This is a genomic window from Pseudomonas furukawaii, from assembly GCF_002355475.1.
Classification (GTDB): domain Bacteria; phylum Pseudomonadota; class Gammaproteobacteria; order Pseudomonadales; family Pseudomonadaceae; genus Metapseudomonas; species Metapseudomonas furukawaii.
This window is the reverse complement of the sequence record NZ_AP014862.1, coordinates 4,346,805-4,359,331: the sequence shown is the minus strand read 5'-3', so window position 1 is coordinate 4,359,331 and position 12,527 is coordinate 4,346,805. Positions and strand designations below refer to the sequence as shown.

10 protein-coding genes are annotated in these 12,527 nt (G+C 65.8%); 9 read left to right on the top strand and 1 reads right to left on the bottom strand.

Features of this window, described 5'->3' with window-relative positions; translation table 11 throughout:
* Positions 1-466: 466 nt before the first annotated feature.
* Entirely contained in the window at positions 467-1,597 is a 1,131-nt protein-coding gene (locus KF707C_RS20135) for an IS110 family RNA-guided transposase (RefSeq protein ID WP_036990837.1), read from the bottom strand.
* A 343-nt stretch (positions 1,598-1,940) separates the two neighbouring features.
* Here KF707C_RS20135 and flhA point away from each other — a divergent pair, with 343 nt between their 5' ends.
* From flhA to KF707C_RS20090, 9 genes are all read left to right on the top strand, one after another.
* Positions 1,941-4,064 (top strand): flagellar biosynthesis protein FlhA, encoded by a 2,124-nt coding sequence (flhA, locus tag KF707C_RS20130; RefSeq protein WP_003457016.1) that lies wholly within the window; start codon positions 1,941-1,943, stop codon positions 4,062-4,064.
* A gap of 15 nt (positions 4,065-4,079) precedes the next feature.
* Positions 4,080-5,429, top strand: a complete 1,350-nt coding sequence (gene flhF, locus KF707C_RS20125; protein WP_003457017.1) for a flagellar biosynthesis protein FlhF — start codon at positions 4,080-4,082, stop codon at positions 5,427-5,429.
* Between the two features lie 69 nt (positions 5,430-5,498).
* The gene (gene fleN, locus KF707C_RS20120; RefSeq protein WP_003457018.1) at positions 5,499-6,332 is read left to right on the top strand and encodes a flagellar synthesis regulator FleN; all 834 of its coding nucleotides are present in this window, start codon (positions 5,499-5,501) and stop codon (positions 6,330-6,332) included.
* Positions 6,329-7,075 (top strand): RNA polymerase sigma factor FliA, encoded by a 747-nt coding sequence (gene fliA, locus KF707C_RS20115; protein ID WP_036994408.1) that lies wholly within the window; start codon positions 6,329-6,331, stop codon positions 7,073-7,075. Before fleN ends, fliA begins: the two co-directional genes overlap by 4 nt.
* An 82-nt stretch (positions 7,076-7,157) precedes the next feature.
* Entirely contained in the window at positions 7,158-7,532 is a 375-nt protein-coding gene (locus KF707C_RS20110) for a chemotaxis response regulator CheY (protein WP_003083073.1), read from the top strand.
* Positions 7,533-7,551: 19 nt separating this feature from the next.
* Complete coding sequence (locus KF707C_RS20105) at positions 7,552-8,340, top strand: protein phosphatase CheZ (RefSeq protein ID WP_003457022.1); 789 nt, start codon at positions 7,552-7,554, stop codon at positions 8,338-8,340.
* Positions 8,341-8,351: 11 nt separating this feature from the next.
* Positions 8,352-10,613, top strand: a complete 2,262-nt coding sequence (locus KF707C_RS20100; protein ID WP_003457024.1) for a chemotaxis protein CheA — start codon at positions 8,352-8,354, stop codon at positions 10,611-10,613.
* Between the two features lie 44 nt (positions 10,614-10,657).
* Positions 10,658-11,761 (top strand): protein-glutamate methylesterase/protein-glutamine glutaminase, encoded by a 1,104-nt coding sequence (locus KF707C_RS20095; RefSeq protein ID WP_003457027.1) that lies wholly within the window; start codon positions 10,658-10,660, stop codon positions 11,759-11,761.
* 16 nt (positions 11,762-11,777) lie between these two features.
* A complete protein-coding gene (locus KF707C_RS20090; protein ID WP_003457029.1) occupies positions 11,778-12,518 on the top strand; it encodes a flagellar motor protein in 741 nt (246 codons plus the stop codon).
* The last annotated feature ends 9 nt before the right edge of the window (positions 12,519-12,527 follow it).

Below are 12,527 nucleotides of genomic sequence, written 5' to 3'. Positions count from 1 at the left end.
GGTTTTCCGCGAATTCCGGCCGGGTGGAAAACGCAGGATGCGCCGTGCGCATGGCCGGCCCCTACGAAAGCCACGCCCCGCACCGCGCGCCCGTAGGATGGCGTAGAGCGCAGCGAAACCCATCGCCGTACCCGCACCGGGCCCCGCCGGTGGGTCGGTGAAGCGCGAGCCACGCCATTCGCCGGCAAGCCGGCTCCTGATATGGATTGACCTGTCAACTCTGGGTCTATTCTTTCGTTTTGTTCTTCTCCGCCAGTGGCTTCGGTTCAGGGGGTGGAGGGCGATTAGGCGACGGTGGATCACTCTGATATACGTGGGTTGGTTACCGACCTGACTTCACTTCGTCGCGGAGCTGCCCTTCTCTACGGTCGTGGGTCTGTCCTCCTCGCAGAGGACGCCACATAGGAGCGCCAGGGGTTCTCCTCACCGGCCCTCCACCCCCTGAACCGAAGCCACTGCTGCGGGTTCATGCCACGGCCTTACTGCCGTGTGCCTTGCCCGCCACCGCGCAGGCGATGGCCCAGATGAATCCCGCCAGCTCCCGGGCGATGGCGGTGGTGACCTGCTGCTTGAGCTTGCCCGCCGCCAGCAGCGCTCGATAACGACCGCACAAGCGCTTCTGCGCGTGCCAGGCGATGGCCTGAACCACCGCCGAGGTTTTCGCCGCGCGCGCCTCGATGACGCGTGTCTTGCGTGCCGGGAAACGGTAGTTCCACCCCGCTTCCACCAGCACCCGCCGGACATGGCCATTGCCCGTGCGGGTAATGCGGCCCTGGCGGCGTGAGCCACCGCTGGAGTGCTCGCTGGGAACCAGTCCCAGGTAGGCCATCAGCTCGCGCGGCGAGTCGAAGCGACTGAGGTCGCCCAACTCCGCCAACACCGTCATCGCCGTGATCAGGCTCACCCCGCGCAACGCCATCAGGGCTTGCGCCACCGTACCCAGCGACCAGCCGGCCAGCGCTTCGTGCATTTGCGCTTCCAGATCGGCCACCCGCCGTTGCATCGATTTAACGGTGTCGAGGTACTCCTGCAGGACGATCTGCTGCACCGGCGAGTCAAGTTTCACGCTCGCCAACCAGTGGAAATGGGCCTGGGTCCAGCGACTTTTACCGGCATAGACGTGCCCATGACGCAGCAAGAACGCGCCCAGGCGTTGCCGGCACTTCAGTTCCAGGGACTTCATGTCCTCCCGGGCGCGCGTCAAGTCGCGGATCGCTTCCTGCTCCTGATCCGGCACCCACACCGCCGTCAGCTCGCCCGCCCGATGCAGGCGCGCCAACATCAGGGCGTCCCGACGGTCGGTTTTCAACCGCTCGCCCGCCTTGCGCGGAATCAGCGAGGGCGCCACCACCACGCAACCATGGCCCAGCGCTGTCAGCTCACGGTAAAGGCCGTAGCCGCAGGGGCCGGCCTCGTAGCAGAAGCTCAACGCCTCGCCCTGCCGGCTCAGCTGCTTGAGCAGTTTGCGCAGCGCGCTGTCGCGGTTCTCGATGGTGCCGTGATAGTCCGGCTCACCGCGCCCCGGCCGTGCCACCGCGACAGCAATCGTCGCCTGGTGAACGTCCAAACCTACATAGACCTGGTTAAACTCGTTCATGACCTGTCCCCCTCGATGCGGCTCTGTGTTGGAGGTGTTTCCACCCCGAAAACATAACCCGCGCTTTCGAGGTGGGGCAGGTCAATCCATGATGTCTACGAAAGCCACGCCCCGCACCGCGCATCCGTAGGATGGCGTAGAGCGCAGCGAAACCCATCGGCGTACCCGCACCGGACCTCGCCGGTGGGTTGGTGAAGCCTGCCCCGGCCTACGGATTCTTTCCTGAAATCAGATCCTTAACGAAGTTGGAAGGCTTCTTGCACAAGGGAGGTCAAGGCGCCCTCTGGCGTCAAAAGATTGGAAGTGCGGAACGGCGTTTCGCGAAAGGGGTAGGGGAGCAACAGTGGATCGTACGCAACTGGTGGGCAATGTCCGCAACAACCTGATGGCGGTGGGCCGGGGCAATCTCGGGGTGCCGCTGCTGGTGCTGGTGATGCTGGGCATGATGACCCTGCCGGTACCGCCCTTCCTGCTGGACGTCTTCTTCACCTTCAACATCGCCCTGTCCATCGTGGTCCTGCTGGTCAGCGTCTACGCCATGCGTCCGCTGGACTTCGCCGTGTTCCCCACCATCCTGCTGGTGGCGACCCTGCTGCGCCTGGCGCTGAACGTCGCGTCCACGCGGGTGGTGCTGCTCCACGGCCAGGACGGCCACGATGCCGCCGGCAAGGTGATCCAGGCCTTCGGCGACGTGGTGGTGGGTGGCAACTACGTGGTGGGCGCAGTGGTGTTCGCGATCCTGATGATCATCAACTTCGTGGTGGTCACCAAGGGTGCCGGACGTATCTCCGAGGTGAGCGCGCGTTTCACCCTGGACGCCATGCCCGGCAAGCAGATGGCCATCGACGCCGACCTCAACGCCGGGCTGATCGACCAGGCCGAGGCCAAGAAGCGCCGCAGCGAAGTGTCCCAGGAGGCCGACTTCTATGGCTCCATGGACGGTGCCAGCAAGTTCGTCCGTGGCGACGCCATCGCCGGCCTGCTGATCCTCTTCATCAACCTGCTGGGTGGCATCGCCATCGGCATGCTGCAGCACGGCCTGAGCTTCGGCGACGCCGGCCGCATCTACTCCCTGCTGACCATCGGTGACGGCCTGGTGGCGCAGATCCCCTCGCTGCTGCTGTCCACCGCCGCCGCCATCATGGTCACGCGGGTTTCCAGCTCCGAGGACATGGGCCAGCAGGTCAACCGCCAGATGTTCGCCTCGCCCAAGGCCCTGGCCGTCTCGGCCGCCATCCTGATCGCCATGGGGCTGGTGCCCGGCATGCCCCACGTGCCCTTCGTCGGCCTCGGCCTGCTGGCCGCCGGTGGCGCCTGGCTCATCTGGAAGAAGCAGAACAAGGTCAAGGAAGAGGCGGTGCAGGAGGAGAAGCGCCAGCAGGAACTGCTGCCCGCCCAGCGCGCCCAGGAAACCAAGGAGCTGGGCTGGGACGACGTCGTTCCCGTCGACCTGGTGGGCCTGGAAGTGGGCTACCGGCTGATCCCGCTGGTGGATCGCAACCAGGGCGGCCAGCTGCTGGCGCGGATCAAGGGCGTGCGCAAGAAGCTGTCCCAGGAGATGGGCTTCCTCATGCCCTCGGTGCATATCCGCGACAACCTCGACCTGCTGCCCAACGCCTATCGCCTGACCCTCATGGGCGTCAGCGTCGCCGAGGCGGAGGTCTACCCGGACCGCGAGCTGGCGATCAATCCCGGCCAGGTGTTCGGCACCCTCAACGGCGTCGCCGCCAAGGATCCGGCGTTCGGCCTGGAGGCCGTGTGGATCGACGCCAGCCAGCGCGACCAGGCGCAGTCCCTCGGCTACACCGTGGTGGACGCGAGTACCGTGGTGGCCACCCACCTCAACCAGGTGCTCTACAAGCACGCCCACGAGCTGCTGGGGCACGAAGAGGTCCAGCAGCTGATGCAGAACCTCGCCAAGAGCTCGCCGCGCCTGGCCGAAGAGCTGGTGCCGGGCGTGGTGTCCCTGTCCACCCTGCTCAAGGTGCTGCAGGCGCTGTTGCAGGAGCAGGTGCCGGTGCGTGACATCCGCACCATCGCCGAGGCCATCGCCAACGTCGCGCCGAAGAGTCAAGATCCCGCCGCGCTGGTGGCGGCGGTTCGCGTCGCGCTGTCCCGTGCAATCGTCCAAGGCATTGTGGGACTAGAGCCGGAGCTGCCCGTGATCACCCTGGAGCCCAGGTTGGAACAGATATTGCTCAATAGCCTGCAGAAGGCCGGACAGGGTTCGGAAGATGGCGTTCTCCTCGAACCCGGAATGGCCGAGAAGCTGCAGCGTTCACTGGTGGATGCGGCGCAGCGCCAGGAAATGCTCGGCAAGCAGGCCATCCTGCTGGTGGCCGGGCCGATCCGGGCGATGATGTCGCGCTTCGCACGGCTGGCCGTACCGACCATGCACGTGCTGGCCTACCAGGAAATACCGGACAACAAGCAGGTCACCATCGTGGCCACTGTGGGACAGAACTAATCGAGGTCTACGGCCATGCAGGTCAAACGCTTCTTCGCCGCCGATATGCGTCAAGCCATGAAGCTGGTGCGGGATGAACTGGGCGCGGACGCCGCCATCATCGGCAATCGTCGCGTCGCCGGTGGTGTCGAGCTGACCGCCGCCCTGGACTATCCCATGCCGGCGCCGGCGCCGAGCAAGCCCAACCCGGCCCTCGAGGCCGAGCTGCGCAAGACCCAGGCCCGCATCGCCCAGGCCCAGGCCGATCTGGCCGTGCGTGCCGAGGCCGATGCCGCCAAGGACCGTCAATTGTTCGCCGCGCGCCCGCTGACCGCCGTCGAGCCGGAACTGCCGGAAGAGGCCCTGTCGGCCGCCCTGGGCCGTCCGCGTGCGGTGGCGCGCCCGGTGGAGCCGGTGGCCGCGCCGAAATCCTCCGGCGTCGACCAGGCCGCCCTGGATGCCATGCGCTTCGAGCTGAGCGGGCTGCGCGAGCTGATCGAAGTCCAGTTGGGCTCCATCGCCTGGGGCCAGATGCAGAGCCGTCGTCCGCAGCAGGCCAGCCTCTGGCGTCGCCTGCAGCGCATGGGGCTGCCGGCCGAGCTGGGACGCGCCCTGCTGGACAAGGTGGCCAAGGTCGACGAGCCGCGCCAGGCCTGGCGCATGGTTCTGGCCCACCTCGCCCACGCCATCCGTACCCCCAAGGTCGAGCCCCTGGAAGAGGGCGGTGTGATCGCCCTGGTCGGCCCGGCCGGCATGGGCAAGACCACCACCCTGGCCAAGCTGGCGGCGCGCTATGTGCTCAAGTACGGCGCCCAGAGCGTCGCCCTGGTCAGCATGGACAGCTTCCGCATCGGTGCCCAGGAGCAGATCAAGACCCTCGGCCGGATTCTCAACGTGCCGGTGACCCTGGTGGATCCGGGCCAGTCCCTGACCCAGGCGCTGGCGCCGTTGGTGCGCAAGCGCGTGGTACTGATCGACACCGCCGGCCTGCCCACCAACGATCCGGCGCTGACGATGCAGCTGGAGGCACTGGCGAGCCGGGCGATAAATGCGAAGAATTACCTGGTGATGGCCGCCACCAGCCAGAGCCAGGTGCTCAAGGCGGCCTATCACAGCTACAAACGTTGCGGCCTGGCCGGTTGTGTCATCACCAAGGTGGATGAAGCGGCCAGCCTCGGTGAGGCATTGGGTCTGGCTATCGGCCAGCATCTCCCGGTAGCCTATCTGGCCGACGGGCCGCGAATCCCGGATGATCTGCAGGTTCCCCGCAGCCACCAGTTGGTGAGCCGTGCGGTCAGCCTCCAGGCACCGGAGGACCCGAGCGAGGAAGCCATGGCCGACCTGTTCGCCGGGCTCTACCAGAATCCGGCGCGTCGCGCCGGTTGACGAATTTTTCGAGCCGCCCTGGAGTGGGCGGTGCTAGGCAGCCAAGTGGCCCAAGGCAAGGTATTTCAAATGGGTAGTATGCATCCCGTACAGGTGATCGCGGTGACCGGCGGCAAGGGCGGCGTCGGCAAGACCAACGTGTCGGTGAACCTTTCCCTGGCGCTCGCCGATCTCGGTCGCCGCGTCATGTTGCTGGACGCCGACCTGGGTCTGGCCAACGTCGACGTGCTGCTCGGCCTCACCGCCAAGCGCACCCTGGCCGATGTGATCAATGGCGAATGCGACCTGCGCGACGTGCTGTTGCAGGGGCCGGGGGGCATCCGTATCGTCCCGGCCGCTTCCGGCACCCAGAGCATGGTGCAGCTCTCGCCCATGCAGCACGCCGGCCTGATCCAGGCGTTCAGCGATATCAGCGACAACCTCGATGTGCTGGTGATCGACACCGCCGCAGGGATTGGCGACTCGGTGGTCAGCTTCGTCCGCGCGGCGCAGGAAGTCATAGTGGTGGTCTGCGACGAGCCCACCTCCATCACCGACGCCTACGCGCTTATCAAGTTGCTCAACCGCGATTACGGCATGAGCCGCTTCCGGGTTCTGGCCAACATGGCCCACAGCCCCCAGGAAGGGCGCAACCTCTTCTCCAAGCTGACCAAGGTGACCGACCGCTTCCTGGATGTCGCCCTGCAGTACGTGGGCGCCGTCCCCTACGACGAGTCGGTGCGCAAGGCGGTACAGAAGCAGCGCGCGGTCTATGAGGCCTTCCCGCGCTCGAAGTGCTCGCTGGCCTTCAAGGCCATCGCGCAGAAGGTCGACAGCTGGCCGCTGCCGGCCAATCCGAGAGGCCACCTGGAGTTCTTCGTCGAGCGTCTGGTCAGACAGTCGCCCGCGGAAACGCCCGTATGACACCCGCTACTGGACTGCGTATGTACGGCAAGACACAGGCAAGGGATTCGCAACATCAGTTGATCGAGCGCTACGCCCCCCTGGTCAAGCGCATCGCCTATCACCTGCTCGCGCGCCTGCCGGCCAGCGTGCAGGTGGAAGACCTGATGCAGTCCGGGATGATCGGCTTGCTCGAAGCCTCCAAGAAATACGACGGCACCAAGGGTGCCAGCTTCGAAACCTACGCGGGCATCCGCATTCGCGGCGCCATGCTCGACGAGGTCCGCAAGGGCGACTGGGCACCGCGTTCGGTGCACCGCAACACCCGTATGGTGAGTGACGCGATCCGCGTTATCGAGGCGAGAACGGGGCGTGACGCTAAAGATCAGGAAGTTGCTGCCGAACTTGGATTGAGTCTCGAAGACTACTACGGCATCCTGAGCGACACCTTGGGCAGCCGCCTGTTCAGCTTCGACGACCTGTTGCAGGACGGCGAGCATGGCGGCGTGCGCGAGGACGCCGGTTTCACCCAATTCTCACCCTCCCATGATCTGGAAGAAGAACGCTTCCAGGCCGCGCTGGCCGATGCCATCGCGAACCTGCCGGAGCGTGAGCGCCTGGTGCTGGCGCTGTATTACGACGAAGAACTGAATTTGAAGGAAATCGGGGAAGTGCTGGGGGTCAGCGAGTCGCGGGTCAGCCAATTGCACAGCCAGTGCGCCGCACGCCTGCGTGCGCGTCTCGGCGAGTGGCGCGCGCGCTGAACGGCACACCGCTTCCAGATTTGAACGGCGCCCGGCAAGAGGGGCGTTTGAGGACTGTACGGAGGTCGACTTGGACAAGAACATGAAAATCCTCATCGTTGACGATTTCTCGACGATGAGACGCATCATCAAGAACCTCTTGCGCGATTTGGGTTTCACCAATACCGCCGAAGCGGACGACGGCACCACGGCGCTGCCGATGCTCCACAGCGGCAACTTCGACTTTCTCGTCACCGACTGGAACATGCCCGGCATGACCGGCATCGACCTGCTGCGCGCCGTGCGGGCGGATGAACGCCTGAAGCACCTGCCAGTCCTGATGGTGACCGCGGAAGCCAAGCGCGACCAGATCATCGAAGCGGCCCAGGCCGGCGTGAACGGCTATGTGGTCAAGCCCTTCACCGCCCAGGTCCTGAAGGAAAAAATCGAGAAGATCTTCGAGCGGGTCAACGGCTGATGCCGGCCGCGAGGGCACCATGGACCAGAAAGAACCCCTGCTGGGAGACTTCGAGTCGACCCTGAAAGACCGTGCGCGGGAATTGGTGGACAGCCTGGAGAAAGGCAATTTCACCGACGCCGTGCAACTTATCCAAGAACTCAACCAGGTCCGGGATCGCGGCCTGTACCTGGAGGTCGGCAAGCTCACCCGCGAGCTGCATAACGCCATCGTCAACTTCCAGATCGACCCGCGCCTGCCCCATGCCCAGGAAGTGTCGCAGATCGCCGACGCGACCGACCGGCTGGGCTACGTGGTGCACATGACCGAGAAGGCCGCCAACCGTACCATGGACCTGGTGGAGGAGAGTGCGCCATTGCTCAACGGACTCAGCGACGAAGCCCTGCAGCTGCGCGAGCAGTGGGGACGCTTCATGCGCCGGGAAATCGGCGCGGACGGATTCCGCGAGCTGGCCCGTCGCGTCGACCAGTTCCTGGCGCGCAGCCAGCGTGATACCGACGCACTCTCCGGCAAGCTCAACGACATCCTGCTGGCGCAGGATTACCAGGACCTCACCGGCCAGGTGATCAAGCGCGTGACCCAGCTGGTCACCGAGGTGGAGAGCAATCTGGTCAAGCTGGTGCTGATGGCGAGCCAGGTGGACCGTTTCGTGGGTATCGAGCACGACCACAATGCGTTGCGTGCCGAGGCCGACAAACAAAAAGACACCTCCAGGGGTGAAGGTCCGCAGATGAATGCCGATAAACGGGAAGACGTGGTGTCCGGTCAGGACGACGTCGACGATCTGCTATCCAGCCTTGGTTTCTAGGGAGCGCTCATATGAGCTTCGACGCCGATGAAGAAATCCTCCAGGACTTCCTGGTAGAGGCCGGCGAGATTTTGGAGCAACTGTCCGAGCAATTGGTCGAGCTGGAAAGCCGCCCGGACGATATGGACCTGCTCAATGCGATCTTCCGTGGCTTTCACACCGTCAAGGGCGGCGCTGGCTTCCTCCAGCTCAACGCCCTGGTGGAGTGCTGCCACATCGCCGAGAACGTTTTCGACATCCTCCGCAAGGGCGTACGCCGTGTGGACGCCGAGCTCATGGATGTGGTGCTGCAAGCCCTGGATACCGTGAACGAGATGTTCAGCGAGGTGCGCGAGCGCAGCGAGCCGACGCCCGCTACGCCGGAGTTGCTGGCGGCGCTGTCGCGCCTGGCGGAGCCCGCCGGCGCGGAGCCCGCGCCCCAGGCTGCCGAACCGGCAGCGGTCGTGGCCGCGGAGCCGGCTCCGGCACCGGTCGCGGTCGTGTCCGGCGAATCCTCGATGGATATCTCCGACAGCGAGTTCGAGCAGTTGCTGGACGCCCTCGGCGACAGCGACGCCATCGCCGCTGCGGTGGCGAAGGATGCGAGCGACGAGATCAGCGACGACGAGTTCGAGTCCCTGCTGGACCAGCTGCATGGCAAGGGCAAGTTCTCCGGTGCGGTCGAGTCCGAGGTCGCGGTGTCCGCCCACGCGTCCGCCCCGGCCTTGGCCATTCCGGTTGGCGCCGGCGCTGGCGACGACATCAGCGACGACGAGTTCGAAGCCCTGCTGGACCAGCTCCATGGCAAGGGCAAGTTCAATGGTGCTGCTGAGCCCGCCGCCCCGGTGAAGTCCGAGGCGCCCGCCGTGGTCCCGGCCGCCGCCGAGGGTGGTGGCAATATCACCGACGACGAGTTCGAGGCCCTGCTGGACCAGTTGCATGGCAAGGGCAAGTTCTCCGGCGCCACCGAGGACCCCGTGGCGACTGCGGCGCCGACTCCCGTGCCGGCCGCCAGCCGCCCGGCGCCCGTACCCGCTGCCAAGCCGGCTCCGAAGGCCGAACCGGTCGCGCGTCCGGCTGCGCCCGCCGCCGGCAACGGCGCGGCTGGTCCGGCCGTGGCCAGCGAAGCGGAAACCACGGTGCGTGTCGATACCGCGCGCCTGGACGAGATCATGAACATGGTGGGCGAGCTGGTGCTGGTGCGTAACCGCCTGGTTCGCCTGGGCGCCAACAGCGGCGACGAGTCCATGGCCAAGGCCGTGTCCAACCTGGACGTGGTCACCGCCGACCTGCAGACCGCCGTGATGAAGACCCGGATGCAGCCGATCAAGAAGGTCTTCGGCCGCTTCCCGCGCCTGGTCCGCGACCTGGCGCGCAACCTCAAGAAGGAAATCAACCTCGAGCTGGTGGGCGAGGAGACCGACCTGGACAAGAACCTGGTGGAGGCCCTGGCCGACCCGCTGGTCCACCTGGTGCGCAATGCGGTCGACCACGGCATCGAGTCCCCCGACGAGCGCGAGGCCGCCGGCAAGCCGCGTACCGGTCGGGTGGTCCTGTCCGCCGAGCAGGAGGGCGACCACATCCTGCTGATGATCACCGACGACGGCAAGGGCATGGACGCCGCCGTGCTCCGCGCCAAGGCGGTGGAGAAGGGCCTGCTGGACAAGGACGCCGCGGATCGCCTCACCGAGCTGGAGTGCTACAACCTGATCTTCGCCCCGGGCTTCTCCACCAAGACGGAGATTTCCGACGTCTCCGGCCGTGGCGTCGGCATGGACGTGGTGAAGACCAAGATCTCCCAGCTCAACGGCACCGTGAACGTGTTCTCGCAGAAGGGCGCAGGCTCGAAGATCGTCATCAAGGTCCCCCTGACCCTGGCGATCATGCCCACCCTGATGGTGATGCTGGGCAACCAGGCCTTCGCCTTCCCGCTGGTCAACGTCAACGAGATCTTCCACCTCGACCTGTCCCGCACCAATGTGGTGGACGGCCAGGAAGTGGTGATCGTGCGCGACAAGGCGCTGCCGCTGTTCTACCTCAAGCGTTGGCTGGTCCGCGATGCGGCGGTGGAAGAGCAGGGGGAAGGTCACGTGGTGATCCTTTCCGTGGGCACCCAGCGAATCGGCTTCGTCGTCGACCAGTTGGTGGGCCAGGAAGAGGTGGTGATCAAACCGCTGGGCAAGATGTTGCAGGGAACGCCGGGCATGTCCGGCGCCACCATCACCGGTGACGGCCGCATCGCGTTGATCCTCGACGTGCCGAGCATGCTCAAGCATTACGCGCGCCGTGGCTGATCTGGGGCGGCCGGCAACGGCCGCCCGCTAGGAGCTTTATTCTTATGGCAGTCAAGGTTCTGGTGGTGGATGACTCCGGTTTCTTCCGTCGCCGTGTCTCGGAAATCCTCGCTTCCGACCCCAATATCCAAGTGGTGGGCACCGCCACCAATGGCCGCGAGGCCATCGACCAAGCGCTGGCGCTCAAGCCGGACGTCATCACCATGGATTACGAGATGCCGATGATGGACGGCATCACCGCGGTGCGGCACATCATGCAGCGCTGCCCGACGCCGGTCCTGATGTTCTCGTCCCTCACCCACGAAGGCGCCCGCGTCACCCTCGACGCCCTGGACGCCGGCGCGGTGGATTTCCTGCCGAAGAACTTCGAGGACATTTCCCGTACTCCCGAGAAGGTCAAGCAGTTGCTCTGCGAGAAGGTCCACAGCATCGCCCGCAGCAACCGCCGTTACAGCAGCTTCGGCACCTCGTCATTGCCCACGCCGGCGACCGCCCCCAGCCCCGGACTGTCGGCACGCTCCAGCCCAGCGCCGGCGGCAGCGAACCCCGCAGCCCCCGTCGCCAGCTCGCCGGCTCCCAAGCGCAAGGGCTACCGGCTGGTGGCCATCGGTACTTCCACCGGCGGCCCGGTAGCCCTGCAGCGGGTGCTGACCCAGCTTCCGGCGAACTTTCCCGCGCCACTGGTATTGATCCAGCACATGCCGGCGGCTTTCACCAAGGCCTTCGCCGAGCGTCTGGACAAGCTCTGCCGGATTTCCGTCAAGGAAGCCGAGGACGGTGACGTGCTGCGTCCCGGCCTGGCGCTGCTGGCGCCGGGGGGCAAGCAGATGATGGTGGATACCCGTGGGGTCGTGCGCATCCTGCCCGGCGATGAGCGCCTGAACTACAAGCCCTGCGTCGACATCACCTTTGGTTCGGCCGCCAAGGCCTACAGCGACAAGGTCCTCGCGGTGGTGCTCACCGGCATGGGGGCCGATGGCCGCGAGGGCGCGCGCCTGCTGAAGCAGGGCGGCAGCCAGGTCTGGGCGCAGGACGAGGCGAGCTGCGTCATCTATGGCATGCCCATGGCCGTGGTGAAGGCCAACCTGGCCGACGCCGTCTACAGCCTGGACGACATCGGTCGCCACCTGGTCGAGGCCTGCATGTAATGGAGAGCGCCAGGTAATGGATGTACTCAGCCTTATCGGGGTCATCCTGGCATTCGTCGCCATCGTCGGCGGCAATTACCTCGAAGGCGGTCACGTCGGGGCCCTGCTGAACGGCCCTGCGGCACTCATCGTCCTGGGCGGTACCCTGGGTGCCGCCTTCCTGCAAACGCCCATCAGCATTTTCAAGCGCGCCCTGGCCATCGTCCGCTGGATACTGTTCCCGCCCTTCATCGACCTGGCCGGCGGCATCAACCGGGTGGTGAACTGGAGCCAGACGGCGCGCAAGGAAGGCCTGCTGGGCCTGGAGCCCATCGCCGACAGCGAAGCCGATCCCTTCGCCCGCAAGGGCTTGCAACTGCTGGTGGATGGCGTCGAGCCGGAGTCCATCCGCAGCATCCTCGAGGTGGACCTCTTCACCCAGGAGGGCCGCGACCTCCAGGCTGCCAAGGTGTTCGAGAGCATGGGCGGCTACGCCCCCACCATCGGCATCATCGGCGCGGTGATGGGCCTGATCCATGTGATGGGCAACCTGGCCGATCCCAGCCAGTTGGGCGGCGGCATCGCCGTCGCCTTCGTCGCCACCATCTACGGCGTCGGCTTCGCCAACCTGCTGTTGCTCCCGGTGGGCAACAAGCTCAAGGCCATCGCCATCCGCCAGTCCCGTTACCGCGAGATGCTGCTGGAGGGCATCCTCTCCATCGCCGAGGGCGAGAATCCGCGTTCCATCGAACTCAAGCTGCAAGGCTTCATGGACTGAGGGTACGGC